Annotated in this window: 16 protein-coding genes; 14 read left to right on the top strand and 2 right to left on the bottom strand. The window is 73.2% G+C overall.

Features of this window, described 5'->3' with window-relative positions:
* The first annotated feature begins 25 nt into the window (after positions 1–25).
* The 13 genes from VR894_RS11665 (at position 26) to VR894_RS11605 (ending at position 14,137) form a co-directional block, all read left to right on the top strand.
* Positions 26–2,272 (top strand): xanthine dehydrogenase family protein molybdopterin-binding subunit, encoded by a 2,247-nt coding sequence (locus tag VR894_RS11665; protein WP_324651743.1) that lies wholly within the window; start codon positions 26–28, stop codon positions 2,270–2,272.
* Positions 2,269–2,748, top strand: coding sequence for a (2Fe-2S)-binding protein (locus VR894_RS11660; RefSeq protein ID WP_324651742.1), 480 nt, complete (start codon positions 2,269–2,271; stop codon positions 2,746–2,748). Before VR894_RS11665 ends, VR894_RS11660 begins: the two co-directional genes overlap by 4 nt.
* Positions 2,745–3,605, top strand: a complete 861-nt coding sequence (locus VR894_RS11655; RefSeq protein WP_324651740.1) for an FAD binding domain-containing protein — start codon at positions 2,745–2,747, stop codon at positions 3,603–3,605. Before VR894_RS11660 ends, VR894_RS11655 begins: the two co-directional genes overlap by 4 nt.
* Positions 3,602–4,579, top strand: coding sequence for an LLM class flavin-dependent oxidoreductase (locus VR894_RS11650; RefSeq protein ID WP_324651738.1), 978 nt, complete (start codon positions 3,602–3,604; stop codon positions 4,577–4,579). The genes VR894_RS11655 and VR894_RS11650 overlap by 4 nt, the downstream gene beginning before the upstream one ends.
* On the top strand, positions 4,576–5,688 hold the full coding sequence (locus VR894_RS11645; protein WP_324651736.1) for an NAD/NADP octopine/nopaline dehydrogenase family protein: 1,113 nt from the start codon (positions 4,576–4,578) through the stop codon (positions 5,686–5,688). The genes VR894_RS11650 and VR894_RS11645 overlap by 4 nt, the downstream gene beginning before the upstream one ends.
* 2 nt (positions 5,689–5,690) lie before the next feature.
* The gene (locus VR894_RS11640; protein ID WP_324651735.1) at positions 5,691–7,016 is read left to right on the top strand and encodes an amidohydrolase family protein; all 1,326 of its coding nucleotides are present in this window, start codon (positions 5,691–5,693) and stop codon (positions 7,014–7,016) included.
* A 12-nt stretch (positions 7,017–7,028) separates the two neighbouring features.
* Positions 7,029–8,339: a sugar ABC transporter substrate-binding protein gene (locus VR894_RS11635; RefSeq protein WP_324651734.1), complete on the top strand. Its 1,311-nt coding sequence runs from the start codon at positions 7,029–7,031 to the stop codon at positions 8,337–8,339.
* 64 nt (positions 8,340–8,403) lie between these two features.
* Positions 8,404–9,345 carry a sugar ABC transporter permease gene (locus VR894_RS11630; protein ID WP_324651733.1) on the top strand — a complete coding sequence of 314 codons (942 nt, stop codon included), beginning with the start codon at positions 8,404–8,406 and terminating at the stop codon, positions 9,343–9,345.
* The gene (locus VR894_RS11625) at positions 9,342–10,169 is read left to right on the top strand and encodes a carbohydrate ABC transporter permease (RefSeq protein ID WP_324651731.1); all 828 of its coding nucleotides are present in this window, start codon (positions 9,342–9,344) and stop codon (positions 10,167–10,169) included. Before VR894_RS11630 ends, VR894_RS11625 begins: the two co-directional genes overlap by 4 nt.
* Positions 10,170–11,393, top strand: coding sequence for an amidohydrolase family protein (locus tag VR894_RS11620; protein ID WP_324651729.1), 1,224 nt, complete (start codon positions 10,170–10,172; stop codon positions 11,391–11,393).
* Positions 11,390–12,583, top strand: a complete 1,194-nt coding sequence (locus VR894_RS11615) for an MFS transporter (RefSeq protein WP_324651727.1) — start codon at positions 11,390–11,392, stop codon at positions 12,581–12,583. The genes VR894_RS11620 and VR894_RS11615 overlap by 4 nt, the downstream gene beginning before the upstream one ends.
* Positions 12,580–13,122: a nucleotidyltransferase family protein gene (locus VR894_RS11610; protein WP_324651726.1), complete on the top strand. Its 543-nt coding sequence runs from the start codon at positions 12,580–12,582 to the stop codon at positions 13,120–13,122. Before VR894_RS11615 ends, VR894_RS11610 begins: the two co-directional genes overlap by 4 nt.
* A 157-nt stretch (positions 13,123–13,279) precedes the next feature.
* Positions 13,280–14,137: a TIGR03620 family F420-dependent LLM class oxidoreductase gene (locus VR894_RS11605; RefSeq protein WP_324651724.1), complete on the top strand. Its 858-nt coding sequence runs from the start codon at positions 13,280–13,282 to the stop codon at positions 14,135–14,137.
* Between the two features lie 5 nt (positions 14,138–14,142).
* On the opposite strand, the gene VR894_RS11600 is transcribed toward VR894_RS11605, so the two are convergent.
* Entirely contained in the window at positions 14,143–14,799 is a 657-nt protein-coding gene (locus VR894_RS11600; RefSeq protein WP_324651722.1) for an SDR family oxidoreductase, read from the bottom strand.
* A gap of 422 nt (positions 14,800–15,221) precedes the next feature.
* Complete coding sequence (locus VR894_RS11595; protein WP_324651721.1) at positions 15,222–15,770, bottom strand: DUF421 domain-containing protein; 549 nt, start codon at positions 15,768–15,770, stop codon at positions 15,222–15,224.
* Positions 15,771–15,930: 160 nt separating this feature from the next.
* Between VR894_RS11595 and VR894_RS11590 the strand changes: the two genes are divergently transcribed.
* Positions 15,931–16,941, top strand: coding sequence for an NADP-dependent oxidoreductase (locus VR894_RS11590; protein WP_324651719.1), 1,011 nt, complete (start codon positions 15,931–15,933; stop codon positions 16,939–16,941).
* The last annotated feature ends 113 nt before the right edge of the window (positions 16,942–17,054 follow it).

Below are 17,054 nucleotides of genomic sequence, written 5' to 3'. Positions count from 1 at the left end.
ATTCTCGGACGGGGGGCAAAGTATCATGACGGTAAACACGACGACGGGCGCGGACTACCCGGGACGGACCCCTTTCGTCGGGCAGTCGAAACCTGCCCTGGAAGCACCGGAAATCGTCACCGGCGCGCTGCGGTACGTGACCGACCTGCGCGAGACCGGCATGCTCCACGGTGCCGTCCTGCGCTCGCCGCTGCCCCACGCCCGGATCGATCGCCTCGACACCGCTCGGGCGGCGGCGCTGCCCGGCGTCGTGTGCGTGGTCACGGGACACGACGTCCCGTGCAACGCCCTGGGGCCGCGGGACGTCGACGGGCCCGCCCTGGCCACCGACGTCGTGCGGCAGGTCGGCGAGGCGATCGTGCTCGTCGCCGCCGAGACCCCGGAGCAGGCACGGGCAGCGGTCGCCGCCGTCGACCTCGTGCTCGACCCGCTGCCCGTCGTCGGCAGCGCCGAGGCCGCGCTGGCGGAGGACGCCCCGCAGCTGTGGCCGGCGGGGAACGTCGCCGCCACCTCCCGGTTCTCCGCCGGTGACGTCGACGCTGCCCTCGCGGGAGCCGACCTGGTCATCAGCCGCACCGTCCGCACCCCCGGGCAGGAGCACGTCGCCATCGACACCCCGGGCGGGGTAGCCAGCGTCGCCGACGGCGCGGTCACCATCTGGTGCGGCTCCCAGAACCCCGGACTGCACCAGCGCAAAGTCGCGCGCGCCCTGGCGCTGGAGCCGGACGCCGTCCGGATGGTGGCCAACCCGGTCGGCGGAGCATTCGGTGCCCGCAACGACGACCCGGTCCCCGTGCACCTCGCGCTGCTCGCGTGGGCGAGCGGGCGCCCGGTCCGGCTCCACCTCACCCGCGAGGACGTCATGGCTGCGGGCGCCAAGCGCCACCCCTTCCGCACCGAGATCACCATGGGGTTCGACTCCACGGGGCGGATCCTCGGCTCGCGGATGACGGCGCTGGCGGACACCGGACCCGTCGTGACGTCCGGGCCCAACGTGCTCAAGACCTCGGCGGAGATGTCCACCGGGCCCTACGGGTTCGAGCACGCGGCCTTCGACGGGACGGTCGTCTACACCAACAACGCGAACGCGGGGGCGTTCCGGGGCTACGGCGTCCCGCAGGTCGCGTTCGCCGTCGAGCTCGTCCTCACCGAGGCCGCCGACCGGCTCGGTCTGGACCCCGGGGAGATCCGCCGGCGCAACGTCCTCGCCGGCGGCGCGCGGCACAGCCTCTACCGGCACGAGGTCACGGAAGGGCTGGCTGCCCGGGAGGCGCTCGAGACGGCCCTCGCCCACCCGCTGTGGACCGGTCGCGCGTCCTGGAAGGCCGCCGCCGGCCCGGTGTGGCGGCGGGGGACCGGCATCGCGATGGCGATGAAGGGCGTGGGGATGGGCAGCGGGACCGGGGACGCCGCCCGGGCCCGCCTGCGGGTCGACGACGACGGCGAGGTGACGATCTGGGCGGGCCCCAACCACACCGGCCAGTCGATCCACACCACCTACACGCAGGTGGCAGCCGACGTCCTGGGGCTGCCCTTCGAGTCGGTGCACGTCGTGGTCGGGGACACCGCCGTCGTGCCGGAGTCCGGGCCGACGGCGGCGTCGCGCTCCACCTACGCGGGTGGCGGCGCGGTCCGTGCGGTGTGCGACGCCCTGCTGGAGGAGTGCGCACGCCTCGGTCTCCCGTGGAGCACCGACCCCGCCGGGGTGGGGGAGAAGCTGCTCCGCCTGGGCCTGGCGGAGCACGAGGCGACCTTCCGCCTTCCCGACACCGCGGACCGCGGCCTGGTCCCCGAGGCGGACCTCGCCCGATACTCCCCGCACCGTGTCTACGGGTCGTGCGTGCAGGTGGTCCGCGTCGAGGTCAACCGCCACACCGGCGAGCTGCGGGTGCCCGACGTCCTGTGCGTCGTCGACTGCGGCACCCCGATCAACCCGGGAGGCGTCGTCGGGCAGGCCGAGGGCGGCCTCCTCCAGGGCCTGGGGATGGCCGTCATGGAGGAGCACCTGCTTCGTGAGGGGCGGGTGCTGACGACCAGCCTGGAGAACTACCTCATTCCCACCATTGTCGACACCCCCCGGATGGAGACCATTCTCGTTCCGGGTTCGGAACCCACCGGACCATATGGCGCAAAAGGCATGTCGGAGGTGGTCGTCGTCCCCGTCGGACCCGCTCTCGCGGGAGCCGTCCACGACGCCGTCGGGGTGTTTCCGACGCAATTGCCCGTGACCCCGGAAAGAATGCTCGACCTCATCGCGACGGAGGGAATGTGAGAGTCAACGGAACGGCCGTGCCACGAGAGCTGGCCGAGGCCTCCACCGGGCGCCGGCTGCTCGACTTCCTGCGCGAGGACCGCGGGCTCACCGGGGCGAAGGAGGGCTGCGGCATGGGCGAGTGCGGCAGCTGCACCGTGCTCGTCGACGGCCGCAGCGTGTGCTCCTGCCTCGTGCTCGTCGGGCAGGTGCTCGACCGGGACGTCCAGACCGTGGAAGGGCTGGCCGAGCACGGCGCGGACCTCCAGCGGGCCTTCGTCGACCACCAGGCCGTGCAGTGCGGCTACTGCATCCCCGGTGTGCTCATGTCCTGCCACGCGCTGCTCTCCCGCCGTGAGCAACCCAGCGAGGAGGAGGTCGCCGGCGCGCTGAGCGGCAACCTGTGCCGCTGCACGGGCTACCGCCGCTTCGTCGACGCCGTCGACGCCACGGCCCGCGGGCGCCGGGACACCACCGCTGCGGGAGGACCGGCATGAGCGTGCACCTGCTGCGGCCCGAGCGGACCGCCGCCGTCAGTGCGGCACTCCTCGAGGGCCGGGCGCTGGCCGGGGGCACCGACCTGCTCGTCCAGCTCCGCGCCGGCGCGGTCGCCGGCGTCATGGTCGACGTCACCAACCTCGCCGACGCCCCCGCCCCGGTGACGAGCACCGAGCTGGACGGCGCCGCGGCGGTCGTGCTCTCGGCCGTGACGCCGCTGACCGACATCGCCGGTGCGCTCGGTGACCGCTTCGGGGCGCTGCGGCAGGCCGTCGACGTCTTCGCCTCCGAGCAGATCCGCAACCGCGCCACCTTGGGCGGCAACCTCGTCACCGGCTCACCCGCTGCCGACACCGTGCCCGCCCTCGTGGCGGCCGGCGCCCTCGTCGACCTCACGAGCCAGGACGGGGACCGCACGGTGCCGATCGGGGACTTCCTGCTCGGTCCCCGTCGCGTCGACCTGCGCCCGGCGGAGTGGGTGCGCACCGTCACCGTGCCGCTGCCCCCCGGAAGCAGCGGCTTCCGCAAGGTCGGTGGCCGGCGCGCCCTGGCGATCTCCTACCTCAACCTCGCGTGGCAGTGGCGGCGCGACGAGGCGGGGCGGCTGCGGGACGTGCGGCTGGCCATGGGCTCCGTCGCCCCCACGGTGGTGCGCCTGCACCACGCGGAGGCGGCCCTCGAGGGCCGAGCACCCGTTGTCGACGCCATCGCCGACGCCGCCGCGGCGACCGCCGAGGACATCTCGCCCATCGACGACCTGCGCGCGAGCCAGACCTACCGCCGGCGCGCCGCCGCCGGCCTGCTGACCGAGGTGCTCCACAGCACCGCCACCACCTCCCAGGAAGAGGACCGATGAGAGTAAGCGTCACCGTCCGGCTCGACCAGCCCATCACCGAGGCGGCCGACCGGGCAGCCCGGATCGAGGACCTCGGGTTCTCCGGTGTGTGGCTGGCCGACCACTACTTCCACCGCGACGCCGCGGCGGCGCTCGCCCTCATGGCTGCCCGCACCGAGCGGCTGGTCCTCGGCACCGCCGTCGTCTCACCGTTCCTGCGTCACCCGGCGCTGCTGGCGAGCATGGCGGCCACGCTCCAGGAGATCGCCCCCGGGCGCTTCATCCTCGGCATGGGTGCCGGTGGCTACGAGTTCTCCAGCGAGCTCGGGATCGCGATGAAGCGGCCGCTGCGACTGACCGCCGAGGCCGTCGACATCGTCCGCGCCCTGGCGACCGGACGCTCCGAGGTGGTCGGTGAGACCTTCAGCGCCAACGGCTCCCAGCTGCGCTGGACCGCGCCACCGAGCCCGCTGTACCTCGCGGCGCGCGGCCCCAAGATGCTCCAGCTCGCCGGCCGGGTGGCCGACGGCGTCATCACCCACGGCCTGGCACCCAGCCACCTGCAGTTCGTCAAGGACAACCTCGCCCTGGGCGCGGCGGAGCGCACCCAGGGCCGCAGCGAGGTGTGCCTCATGCTCGACGCCGAGATCCACCCCGACCGCTCGACGGCACTCGCGGCGCTGCGCCCCCGCTGCGTGACGATGGCCGCCGGCTCCTACGCCGAGGAGCTCATCGGGGTCTACGGCCTCGACGCCGCCGAGGTCCAGCCCGTGCGCGCCACGCTGCGCACCGGTGACCGGGCCGCGGCCGCCGCGCAGATGACCGACACGATGGCGGAGGCCTTCGGCCTCGCCGGGCCGGCCGAGCACGTCGCCGACGGGCTGCAGGCCCTCGCCGACCAGGGCGTCGACGAGGTGATCGTCAGCCTCGGCGGCACCGACGCCTCCGAGGTCGACTCCCAGCTCACCCAGCTCGCGAAGGCGGTGCTCCGATGACCACCCTGCCCGCCTCCGCCGTCGTCCTCGGGTCCGGGGCCGGTGCGCTGAGCAGCGCCATGGAGCTCTCCGAGCGCGGCGTCGACGTCACCGTCGCCGACTTCGAGCGCTTCCGCGCCAACGTCGACGCGATCATCGAGACCGGCGTCATCCGCCTCAAGTCACCCTGGCACCAGGTCACCGAGGCACCCGCCCGCGGCTCCCTCGACCCGGCCGCCGCCGTCCGGGACGCGCCGCTCGTCGTCGTCTCGGTCCCCGCCTTCGGGCACGACACCTTCGCCGAGCTGCTCGCGCACAACCTCAGCGACGGCCAGCTCGTCGTGTTCGCCGGAGAGGGCGGGGGCAGCCTCGCGCTCGTCGCCGCGATGCGGCGTGCGGGTGTGCGTCCCCGCGTCGAGATCGCCGAGCTCAACAGCCTCCCGTACGGGGCACGTGTCCGCAAGCCGGGTCTCATCACGGCCTCCCGCAAGGTCGGCGGCACCCTCGTCGCCGGCCTGCCCGCCGGCAACCGCGCACAGGACGTCGCGTGCGAGCTGTGGCAGTCGGTGAGCAAGGCGGAGAGCGTGTGGGAGACCGTGCTGCTCAACTTCAACGCCATCGACCACGTGCCCCCGATCCTCGGCAACCTCGGGACCATCGACGGCGGCCCGGGCAAGTTCCTGCTCTGGGGCCAGGGCGCGAGCCCCGCCGTGTGCCTCGTCATCGCCGCGGTCGACGCCGAGCTCGTCGAGATCCGCCGCGCGCTCGGCTTCACCAACCTCAAGGGCTACGAGGAGTACCTCGTCGAGCAGGGCTTCGCACCCGAGTACCTCGGGGACCTGTACCGGACGCTCCAATCCAGCGCCTTCGCCGACTCGACCTTCGCCACCGGGCCCCGCGCCCTCGAGAGCCGGTACATCACCGAGGACGTGCCCTACGCCCTCAACCTCATGGCGTCCATCGGCCGCGAGGTGGGCACCCCGACCCCGACGATCGACGCCCTCATCCACCTCGCCGGGGTGGCCACCGGCACCGACTACGCCCGCGAGGGACGCACCCTGGCCGCCTTCGGCCTCGAGGGAGCGGGCCGGGACGGCCTGCTCGCGGCCTCGACGACGGGGTGGTGGTGAGCATGGTCCTGGCGCTGAGCGGGTGGGCGGTGGAGGACACCGCCTGCGATCCGGTGCACGCCACCGCGCACCTGGACGGGGGACGGGTCCGGCTCGAGCCGAGCCCGGCGCCCGCCGGCCCGCCGCGCAGCCTCCTCGTCCCCGGGCTCGTCAACCTCCACGAGCACCTGCGCGCCATGATGCCCACCGGCCGGCGCTCCGAGGGCGCACCGCTGCGCGAGGTCATCACCGCGGCGTCCCGGGTCCAGGAGGTCGCCACCGCGCAGGACTACGAGGTCCTCACCGCGCTCGGCAGCGCCCGGCAGGTCAGGGCGGGGGTGACCTCCGTCGTCGACCACGTGTACCCGCTCCACCGGCCCGACCTCCTGGCCGGTGCGGTCCGCGGCCACCAGCGCGTGGGGCTGCGCGCGTCCGTGGCGCTCGGCGTCATCACCGAGGGGTACGAACCAATCCGCGCCGGGCTCGAGGAGGTCGTCGCCCTGGCGGCCCGCGCCGCCGACGACCTCCTGCCCCGCGAGCAGCTCTTCCTCGCCCCCGTCTCACTGCGGCAGACCTCGGTGGAGGCGTACTCCGGTGCCGCCGTCGCCGCGGACCGGGAGGGTCTGCGGCTGTACACCCACATCGCGGAGACGGCCGAGGAGGTCGACCGGTGCGTCGCCGAGCACGGCGTGCGGCCGGTGGAGCTCCTCCACCGGGTCGGGTTCCTCCGGCCGGGGACCGTCCTCGTCCACTGCCTCCACCTCACCGACGCGGAGATCGAGCTCCTCGCCGCCACCGGCACCCAGGTGGCGTACTGCCCCACCAACCACCTGCGCTTCGCCAAGGGCTTCGCCCGCGTCGTCGACCTCCTCGAGGCAGGCGTGCTCGTGGGGCTCGGGGTCGACGGCATGGAGAGCGTCCTGCACGAGATGCGCCAGGCGGTCTACGCGCAGGGACAGGCCCAGCAGGACACCGCGGCCCTCGGCTCCGACGCCGCCTTCGCCATGGCCACGACCCAGGGCGCGCGCGCCCTGGACGTCCCGGGGGTGAGCGGACGGATCTCCGACGCCCCCGACCTGGTTCGCCTCGACACCTCACGAAGCGCGACCCAGCCCCTGGTCGACCCGGTGTGGACGCTCGTCCACCGCGCGGGCCCCCAGGACGTCACGGACGTCGTCATCGACGGCCGGACCGTCGTCCGCGACCGCACCCTGGTCACCATCGACGAGGACGCGCTCGTCGACCAGGCCACCCTCCACACCCGCCGGCTCGCCGAGCGAGCCGGCTCCCTGGTGACCGACGACTGGAAGCTCCACCCGACCGCCCTGGCACCCGCCGGGCACGACTGAAAGGGACATGCAATGACGCACCCACTACCGCGCAGTCTCCGCGCCACCCCCACCCGCCGGCGTGCCGTGCGCTCGGGCATCGCCGTCCTCGCCGCGACGACCCTCGTCGCCTGCTCCGGCGGCAGCGCCGAGGAGGGGGAGGAACCGGGAGAGGAGCCCGCCGAGAGCCAGACCCTCACCCTGTGGGCGAACACCGCCATCGCCGGTGACTCCGACTCCCCGCTCCAGGAGGCCGCCCGTGCCTTCGGCGAGGCGAACGACGTCACCGTCGAGATCCAGGGGATCGCCACCACCGAGCTCGTGCCGAACCTCACCACGGCCGTCACCGGCGGCGGGGGGCCCGACGTCGCGATCGTCGACTCCTCCTCCATCCCGCAGCTTGCGGCGTCGGAGGTGCTCACCGACATCAGCTCGCAGGCCGAGGCGGTCTCCGGGGACTTCCACGAGGGCGCCTGGCAGTACTCCCAGTACGACGGCAAGCAGTACGGCGTGCCCTTCGACTCCTCGAACACGGCGCTCTTCTACAACGTCGCCATGCTCGAGGACGCCGGGGTCGAGGTGCCGACGACGTGGGAGGAGCTGCGCGAGGCCGCGCTCGAGCTCACGGACGGCGAGGTGTACGGCTACATGCTCGGCGCGGCCGGGTACGGCTCGTTCTCCTTCTGGCCGTGGCTGTGGCAGAACGGCGGGCAGATCGCCAGCGAGGACGTCAGCTCGATCGAGTTCAACAGCCCCGAGGGCCACGAGGCCTTCGAGTTCTACGCCAACCTCTACCTCGAGGACGAGGTCGTCCCGCCGGACTTCCTCACCGTGACCTCCAGCTGGGACGAGTACATCGCCCCCTTCGTCCAGGAGCGGGTCGCGATGATGGCGGTCGGTCCGTGGGTCATCGAGTCGATCCGCGAGGGCAACCCCGAGCTCGACTTCGCCGTCGCGCCGCTGCCGGAGGGCGAGGAGGCCGCGACGATCCTCGGCGGGGCAAGCCTCGGTGTGGCCGCCAGCGCGGAGAACCCCGAGCTCGCCTGGGAGTTCATCGAGTGGTTCACCGCGGCCGACCAGATGCACTACACCCAGGACATGGGCCGCATCCCCGGCCGGGTCGACGTCATCGAGTCCGACTGGGCCCAGGAGGACCCGATCCGTCAGGTCTTCATCGAGCAGATGCCCGACGCGCGGGCCCGCCCGGCGCACCCCCTGTGGGGTGACGTCGAGTGGGGCATCTTCGCCACCGCGTGGGACTCGGTGATCCAGGGACAGAAGACGCCCGCCGAGGCGCTCGACGACGCTGCCGAAGAGGCCGAAGCAACCCTCACCGAGAACTAGCTGGTTCGTGGTCCTGGCCGCCCTCCCCGGGCGGCCAGGACCGCGATCGAGAGCAAGGACGTCAATGCCAACTCTGACCGCGGACCCGTTACGCACCGTCTCGCCGGACGCGGACCGGCAACGCAGCCGCCGCCGGCGACGCAAGGCCGTCGAGCCGCTCCTCTACCTGGCGCCGGCCTTCATCGTGCTGGCACTCATCATCGGCTACCCCCTGCTCGACGTGGTGCGGACGAGCTTCATGAGCTCCTCCCTCATCCGCCCGGGGCAGGACCGGTTCACCGGGCTCGACAACTTCGCCACCCTCTTCAGCGACCCCACGTTCTGGACGGTGACCGCACGCACCGCGGTCTGGGCGGTCTCGGCGTGGCTGCTCCAGATCACCCTCGGGCTCGGGATCGCCCACGTCCTGGCGAAGAAAATCTTTGCCCGCGGCTTCGTCCGCACGACGATGATCCTGCCCTGGGTGGTGCCCGGCGTCCTCGCCGCCCTCATCTGGCGTTTCATGCTCGACCCGGTCCAGGGGCCGGTCAACGAGCTGCTCAAGGCCACCGGGCTGCTCGACAACCCGCCCCTGTGGCTGGCGAACACCTCCACGGTGCTGCCGGTGCTCATCCTCATCGGGGCGTGGAAGTGGACACCCTTCACGGTCGTCATCCTCCTCGCCGGCCTGCAGCAGATCCCGCACGAGCAGCACGAGGCGGCGATGATGGACGGCGCCAGCCCGTGGCAGCGGCTGTGGCACGTGACGATCCCGGGGCTGCGCACGTCCCTCGCGCTGTGCTCGCTCACCGCGATCTCCGGTGCGATCAACAACTTCAACGGCATCTGGCTCTTCACCCAGGGCGGGCCCGCCGGGGCGTCGGAGATCCTCACGACCTACGCCTACCGGACGGCGTTCGTCGGCTTCGACTTCGGTGCCGCGGGTGCCATCTCCATGGTGATCTTCGCCGTCATGATGGTGCTGGCGACCGTGTACTTCTACGTCGTCGAGGGGCGGAAGCGATGAGGAAGAGCAAGACGTACGCGAGCGGCAAGGCCCATGTCATGGCCGCCTTCCTCATGGTGGTCACGGTGCTGCCCATCGTGTGGATGGTCCTGTCCTCCTTCAAGACGACGCCGGAGCTCACCGGGGTCGACCAGCGCCTGCTCCCCTCGGGGCTGTACCTCGGGCACTACGAGAAGGTCGCGGAGACGAACTTCCTCACCTACTTCCTCAACTCGGTCATGGTGGCGGCGGGGACGACAACGATCGCGCTCGTCGTCGCCGTCCTGGCCGGCTACGGGTTCTCGCGCTTCACCTTCGTCGGCAACCGCGGGATGCTCCTCATCGTCATCGCGTGCCAGATGTTTCCCGCGGTGCTGCTCGCCATGCCGCTGTACAAGACCGTGCGCACCCTCGGTCTGCTCGACTCCCTCATCGGGCTGACGCTCGTCTACGTCTCCTTCACCCTGCCGCTGTGCATCTGGCTCATGCGCAACTACTTCATGGGGATCCCGGTGGAGATGGAGGAGGCCGCCATGATCGACGGCTGCAGCCGGTTCACCGCCCTGTGGCGGGTGCTGCTGCCGCCCGCCCTGCCGGGCGTCATGGCCGCGGCGGTGTTCTGCCTCATCCAGGTGTGGGAGGAGTTCCTCTACGCGAACACCTTCATCGACTCGGACCGCAAGCGCACCCTGTCGGTGGGCCTGCACTCCCTCATGGGGGAGTTCACCACGGACTGGGGGCAGCTCCTCGCCGCGGGCGTGCTCATGCTCATCCCGATCGTCCTCGTCTTCGCCTACCTGCAGCGCTACGTCACCCACATCGCGTCGGGCGGGGTGAAGGGCTGAATGGGTCTCACGGTCCTGCGCCGCGCCCGGCTGGTCGACGGCGCCGCCCTGGTCGACGTCCACGTCTCGGACGGCGTCGTGACAGCGGTCGAGCCGGCGGCCGAGGGGTCGGGTCTCGACCTGGAGGGCCGGCTGCTGCTGCCGGCACTCGTCGAGCCGCACGCCCACCTCGACAAGGTGTTCACCCTCGACCGGGCCGCGAACCCGGAGGGGACGCTGGCCGGCGCGATGACCGGCTACGCCGACGTCGTCCGTCACTTCACGGTCGAGGACATCGCCGCCCGGGCCCACCGGGCGCTGCGGGTGCTCGTCTCCCGCGGCGTGACGGCGGTCCGGACGCACGTCGGCTGCGGCCGGCTGCTCGGGACCCGGGGGGTCGAGGCACTCGTGCAGGTGCGCGCGGAGCTCGACGGTCTGCTGGACCTCCAGGTGGTCGCGCACGTGGGCGGGCCGGAGGAGGGGGTGCGGTGGGCGGAGCACGTGGGGATCCTGCGTCGCGCGCTCGAGCTCGGTGCCGACGCCGTCGGCGGGAGCCCGGCGGCCGAGCAGGACCCCGTCGCCGCGCTGGACGCGTGCTTCGCCGTGGCGGCCGAGGCCGGGGTGCCGGTCGACTTCCACGTCGACGAGACCACCGACCCCCGCGTGCGCACCCTGGAGCACCTCGTCCGCCTCGCCGAGACGGCCGCGATCCCGGTGGTGGCCAGCCACTGCGTCTCCCTCGGCGCGATGAGCCCGCCGGAGGCGGCCGACCTCGCGGCCCGCGCCGCCGCGGCCGGCGTCGCCGTGGTCACCCTGCCGGCGACGAACCTCTACCTCCAGGGCCGGGGGAGCCACCCCGTCGCCCGGGGGATCACGGCCCTGGACGCGCTCACCGACGCGGGCGTGGCCGTGGCCGCCGGTGGGGACAACGTCTGCGACCCGTTCAACCCGGTGGGCAGGCTCGACCCGCTCGAGACCGCGGCGCTCGCCGTCGTCGCGGGCCACCGCACCCCTGAGGAGGCTCGCGAGATGGTGACGACGACGGCGCGTGGCGTCCTCGGGCTCCCACCCGCCGGCCCGTGGGTGGGGGCGCGCGCGGACCTCGTCGCGGTGCGGGCGGACAGCTGGGGCGAGGCCCTCGCGCTCGCCCCCGAGGAGCGCCTCGTCCTGCGCGGGGGCACGGTCGTGAGCGAGACGACGGTCAGCCGGTCCGGGCCGGTCCACGAGGGGCGGCCGGGCGAGTGACGACGACGGCGCGGCCCGGCTCGCTGTGGCGGGTCCCCGGCATCCGGGCGATGTTCCTCGCCAACATCGCGGGGTTCCTCAGCTTCTTCCTCACCCTCGGGGCGCTTCCGGCGTGGGCGGCGGCCAACGGGCACCCGCGCACGGTGGTCGGCACCGTCTCGACCGCCATGCTGCTCGCCACCCTCGCCACCCAGGCGAGCGCACCGGCACTCATGCGTGCCGTGCGGACCCGGACGCTCGTCATCGCCGGGCTGCTCCTCCTCGGCGTTCCCTCGCCGCTCTACCTGGTGGCCACCGAGCTCTGGTCGCTCTACGGGCTGTCGGTCGTCCGCGGGGTCGGCTTCGGGCTGCTCACCGTCATCGGTGCGGTGGTGATCCCGCAGGCCGCCCCGCGCGAACGGCAGGGTGAGGCCATCGGCATCTACGGCCTGGCCGCCGCGGTGCCGAACATGTTCGCGGTGTCGCTCGGGGCGGCGCTGACCCTGTCGGGCAGCTTCGTCTGGGTGGCAGGGCTCGCGGCCGTGCCGGTCCTCGCCCTCCTCGGGTGCGGCGGTGTGACGGCAGGGCGGCAGCAGACCGAGCCCGGGCTGCTCCGCCGGCTGCCGGGGGTGGTGCGGCGGCTGCTGCTGCCGTCGACGCTGCTCTTCCTCGTCACGCTGTCCGGCGGCGGCCTCGTCACCGTGCTGCCGCTCGAGCTGCCCGAGGGGAGCGTCGCCGCGCTGACCCTGCTGCTCTTCGGGGCGACCGGGACGGTCGCGCGCTGGAGGGTGGGCAGGGTGACGGACCGGATCGGACACCGTGTGGTGGAACCCGTGCTCACGACCCTCGGTGTCCTCGGCCTCGGCCTCCTGGCGGTCGGTCTCCACACGGGCAGCACGGCAGCTCTCATGGTGGGGGCCGCCCTGTTCGGCGTCGCGTTCGGGGCGCTGCAGAGCGTCACCCTCGACGTGTCGATGCGGCGCGCACCGGGGGACCCCGCCACGGTGAGCGCCGTGTGGAACGCGGCCTTCGACGGTGGGACGGCGGTGGGCGCGGCCGTCATCGGCTACCTCGCAGGGACGGCCCTCGGGGCGGCCTGGGCGATGGGTCTGGGTGCGCTCGGGCTCGCCGTCGTGCTTGCCGTGGTGATCAGCCGGCTCCGTGCGCGTGGTGAGGATGCGCCGTCCGCTCTCGCCCGGCGCACGACGTGACGTCCGGGGTGCTCCTCGCCGCGGGGGCGGGACGACGCTACGGGCTGCCGAAAATCCTCGTCCCCGGCTGGCTCGTGGGCGCCGTGACGACGCTCCGTGACGGTGGCTGTGACGACGTCGTCGTGGTCACCGGGGCTGCCCGGCCCGCCCTGCCGACCGGCTGCCGGGAGGTCCACTGCCCGACGTGGGAACTCGGTATGGGTGCGTCACTCCGGGCTGGCCTGGAGGCGACCGCGACCGCGGACCGGGTGGTCATTCACCTCGTCGACCTCCCGGACGTCGGCGCCGACGTCGTCCGGCGGGTGCTCGGGCGGTCCACAGAGGGTCCGGCGCGGGCGGTCTACGGAGGTCGTCCCGGACATCCCGTCGCGCTGCCACACCACCACGTGGCGCTCCTGCTCGCGGAGCTCGAGCCCGCGACCGGGGCGGCCGGCTTCCTCCGGAGGCAGGACGTGGTGGAGGTCGAGTGCGGGGATCTCGTCACGGGGGAGGACGTGGACAGCCGCCCGGACGGGGGACCCGTCGGACACGGGCGGTAGGTGTCACCCGCGAGGGGGACGATCCCCCCGCGGTCAGGGTGCCGACCGTGACCGGCACGAGGACGATGAGCGCGCCGCCGAGCTGGGAGGAGGGGCGGCACCCTGACAGGTACGGTGGCGGGAGCTCAGGACCCGTCACCTGTCGATCGGACAACAGATGCCCGCCCCGTCGTCTGCCATCGCGCCCGTACTCGGCCACGTCGGGCTCTGGCGCGCCGGACGGCTCCTCACGCCGGAGCTGGCGGCCGCCGCGGAGCGGCTCGGGTTCGGGGCGGTCTGGATCGGCGGCTCGCCTCCCGCCGACCTCGCGATCGCGGAGCAGCTCCTCGACGCGACCGAGGGCATCACGATCGCGACCGGCATCGTCAACATCTGGACGGCGCCGGCGGCCGAGGTCGCCGCGTCGTTCCACCGACTCGAGCAGACCCATCCCGGCCGGTTCGTGCTCGGTGTCGGGATCGGTCACCCGGAGGCGATCGGTGAGCAGTACCGCAGGCCGTACTCGGCGCTGGTCTCCTACCTCGACACCCTGGACGCCGAGGGCGTACCGGCGCACTGCCGGGTGATCTCGGCGCTCGGCCCGCGCACCCTCAAGCTCGCGACCGAGCGCGCGGCCGGTACCCACCCGTACCTCACCACGCCCCAGCACACGCGCTTCGCCCGCGACGTCGTCGGCCCCGGAACGCTCATCGCACCCGAGCAGCGTCTCGTGCCGACCACCGACACCGCGGCCGCCCGGGAGGCGGGCCGTGAGTTCCTCGAGGGCTACCTGCGACTCTCGAACTACCGCCGCACGCTCGAGACCCACGGCTTCACCGCCGCCGACCTCGACGACGGCGCCACCGACGCCGCCGTCGACGCGCTCACTCCCCACGGCACCCCCGCCGAGCTGGCCGCCGTCGTGCGAGGGCACCTCGACGCCGGAGCCGACCACGTCTGTGTCCAGGTGCTGCCCGGCCGGCAGGACCCGCTGCCCGCGCTGGAGTCGCTCGCGGCTCAACTCGGGCTGCGCTGACCCAGCTACGGCCGGCTGAGCGCCTCCGCGATCGGCGTGTCGCCGTCGGCGAACTCGATCATCCGCCTGACGGTCGCGGGCTCGTCGAGGGCGGCCGCGACGACGCGGGCGACGTTCGCGCGCGAGGTCTCGTGCGCGCCGTCGTCGCCGGGCGTGACGAGGTCGATCGCGCCGCTGGGCTCCTCCAGGGTGAGGGTGCCCGGCGCGACGATCGTCCAGTCGAGACCGGAGGCGCGCAGGTGGTCGTCCGCGTCGGCCTTCGCCTGGGCGTAGGGGTAGAAGGAGTGGTCCTCGGGCACGCCGTGGTCCTGCCCGGCGCCGACGTAGGACACCATGACGAAGCGGCGGACCCCCGCCTGCTCGGCGGCGTCGATGGTCCGGACGGCCGCGTCACGGTCCACGGCCCACGTCCGCTCCGGGCTCCCGCCGCCCGCACCGGCGCTCCAGACGACCACGTCGCTGCCACCGACCAGCTCGGCGAGCTCGTCGACCGACATCGTCTCGACGTCGGCGACGACGGTGCCCGCGCCCGTCTGCGCGACCTCGTCGGTGTGGTCGGGGTTGCGGAACACGCTGGTCACGGTGTCCCCGCGCTCGACGAGGAGAGGCGCCAGCAGGAGCGCGACCTTGCCGTGGCCGCCGATGATGGTCACGTTCGACATGTGCTTCTCCCGTCGTAGGGGTGGATGGTCCGCCCTCGACGCTAGGTGCCGGCCCCCGGCCGCGCACACCGGCGCGGTCGGCCGAGAGCGTGGCGGTGCGGGACGGGCGTGGTGGTGCCCCACGCGGCGACGTGCCCGGTGCTTTGAGGTCCACGACTCCTCCGGGAGGTCGAGAGGCGCGGCGAAGTCCGGAAGGGACGCGGCGGACGGGTGGTGCCTCCGCGGTGCCGCCCCGGTGTTCGTCCCGCTACCGGCGTCAGCTCAGCGGCGTGAGCTCGGAGAAGAGGTCCCCAGCCTCCGCGAGCTCGCCGACGGCACGCGATGACGAGTCGACCGGTGCTCGTGCCCACGAGGTCATCGTTCTCGTGGACGCCGCCAGTGTCCAGGGCGCCCGCGGACGTCGTCGGCGGAGGTGCGGGCCCTCAGGCGTCGCCGAGCACGTCGGGTGACAGCAGCGACGCCCCGACCACGCCGCTCATGAGCATCGGGTCGATGCGCTCGCCGCGCCGCAGCACGCTGACCGCGCCGGTCGGCTCGAAGATCACGGCCGCGACCTCGCCCGGGTGGCGGATCCCCGCCATCCGCAGGCGTGACTGGAGCTCGCCCGGCTGCACGTGGCAGCGCCGCATGTGCTGCTCGATGACCTGGCTGCCGGCCATGAGCAGGACCGGGTGGCTGGCCACTGCGAGCGCACCCCAGCGCAGCCGTCGCACCACCCCGACGACACCCTGCAGCGCGAGCAGCGTGGCCAGCGCGACGACGCCGGCCGCCAGCCGGGGCGTCTCGCCGAGGGCGGCACGGCCGATGACCGAACCGAACGCGATGACAGCGACGAGGTCGAAGCTCGACATCCCCGACAGCACCCGCGGCCCCAGGACACGGACGAAGATGAGCATCGCCAGGTACATGCCGATCGTGGCCAGCACGACGGCAAGGGCTTCGGTCGGGGAGATCCACAGGAGCTCGCGCATGACACCCGTCTACCACAGCGGAGGAGGCGGCGAGTGGTGCGGAAGCAGGGCGGGTGGGATGCAGGCGCACCGTCCCCCGCATAGGTTCGAGAACCGGGCGCAGCGTCAGCCGAACGCGGGCCGCGGCACCCCGTCACCGTCACGACCAGGACTGAGGCACATGACCACCATCCCCACGGCCACCCGCCAGATCGTCCTCGCCTCCCGGCCGCACGGCGCGCCGACGGCCGAGAACTTCCGCATCGAGACCGTCGAGCTGCCCGCGCCGGCAGCGGGGCAGGTCCTCGTGCGGAACACGGTCATGTCCGTCGACCCGTACATGCGGGGGCGGATGAACGACACGAAGTCCTATGTCGCCCCCTTCCAGATCGACGCCCCGCTCGACGGCGGTGCCGTGGGTGCGGTCGTCGCCTCCCGGTCCGACGCGGTCCCGGTGGGCGCGCACGTGCTGCACGGCCTGGGGTGGCGTGAGCACGCCGTCCTGCCCGCCGAGAACGTCACCGTCATCGACACCGACGCGGCCCCCGCCTCGGCCTACCTCGGCGTGCTGGGCATGACGGGCCTGACGGCCTACGTCGGGCTGACCGCGGTGGCCGAGCTGCGCGCGGGGGAGACCGTCTTCGTCTCCGGTGCGGCCGGCGCCGTCGGTCAGGTGGTGGGGCAGGTGGCCAAGGCGCTCGGTGCTGGGCGCGTCGTCGGCTCGGCCGGCTCCGCGGCGAAGGTCGAGCGCCTGCGCGAGCTCGGGTACGACGGTGCCTTCAACTACAGGGAGACGTCCGTGCGTAAGGGCCTGAGCGAGCTGGTGCCGGACGGTATCGACGTGTACTTCGACAACGTCGGTGGGGACCACCTGGAGGCCGCGATCGGCCACCTCAACCGCTTCGGTCGCGTGGCGATGTGCGGCGCCGTCTCGCAGTACAACAAGACCGAGCCGACGCCCGGCCCGCGCAACCTCGCCCTGGCCATCGGCAAGGGACTGACCCTGCGCGGCTTCCTCGTCGGGCACTTCCCCGACCTGGCCGAGGAGTACCGGACGAGGGCCACGGCCTGGCTCGCCGACGGCCGGCTGCAGGGCGACGAGACCTTCCGGGAGGGGCTCGACGGCGCACCGCAGGCCTTCATCGACCTCCTCGAGGGCGCCAACACCGGCAAGATGCTCGTCCGGCTCTGACGCAGACCGTCTGTGCGTGCCACGACCGGAGGAGGGGTGGCGGATGAGCTGGGTGGCCCGACGAGCGTGCCGTCGGCCCAGGACGTCACGGCAGCGCCGCGATGGGACCATTC

This window comes from Georgenia sp. H159, from assembly GCF_035607575.1.
Taxonomy (GTDB): domain Bacteria; phylum Actinomycetota; class Actinomycetes; order Actinomycetales; family Actinomycetaceae; genus Oceanitalea.
The sequence above is the reverse complement of the archived record's forward strand: the minus strand, read 5'-3'. Positions and strand labels throughout refer to the sequence as shown.

Coding starts and splice junctions, on each gene's coding strand:
- VR894_RS11655 (WP_324651740.1), top strand. CDS start 2,745: ATGAGCGTGCACCTGCTGCGGCCCGAGCGGACCGCCGCCGTCAGTGCG.
- VR894_RS11665 (WP_324651743.1), top strand. CDS start 26: ATGACGGTAAACACGACGACGGGCGCGGACTACCCGGGACGGACCCCT.
- VR894_RS11640 (WP_324651735.1), top strand. CDS start 5,691: ATGGTCCTGGCGCTGAGCGGGTGGGCGGTGGAGGACACCGCCTGCGAT.
- VR894_RS11625 (WP_324651731.1), top strand. CDS start 9,342: ATGAGGAAGAGCAAGACGTACGCGAGCGGCAAGGCCCATGTCATGGCC.
- VR894_RS11605 (WP_324651724.1), top strand. CDS start 13,280: ATGCCCGCCCCGTCGTCTGCCATCGCGCCCGTACTCGGCCACGTCGGG.
- VR894_RS11635 (WP_324651734.1), top strand. CDS start 7,029: ATGACGCACCCACTACCGCGCAGTCTCCGCGCCACCCCCACCCGCCGG.
- VR894_RS11645 (WP_324651736.1), top strand. CDS start 4,576: ATGACCACCCTGCCCGCCTCCGCCGTCGTCCTCGGGTCCGGGGCCGGT.
- VR894_RS11595 (WP_324651721.1), bottom strand. CDS start 15,770: ATGCGCGAGCTCCTGTGGATCTCCCCGACCGAAGCCCTTGCCGTCGTG.
- VR894_RS11630 (WP_324651733.1), top strand. CDS start 8,404: ATGCCAACTCTGACCGCGGACCCGTTACGCACCGTCTCGCCGGACGCG.
- VR894_RS11590 (WP_324651719.1), top strand. CDS start 15,931: ATGACCACCATCCCCACGGCCACCCGCCAGATCGTCCTCGCCTCCCGG.
- VR894_RS11650 (WP_324651738.1), top strand. CDS start 3,602: ATGAGAGTAAGCGTCACCGTCCGGCTCGACCAGCCCATCACCGAGGCG.
- VR894_RS11620 (WP_324651729.1), top strand. CDS start 10,170: ATGGGTCTCACGGTCCTGCGCCGCGCCCGGCTGGTCGACGGCGCCGCC.
- VR894_RS11600 (WP_324651722.1), bottom strand. CDS start 14,799: ATGTCGAACGTGACCATCATCGGCGGCCACGGCAAGGTCGCGCTCCTG.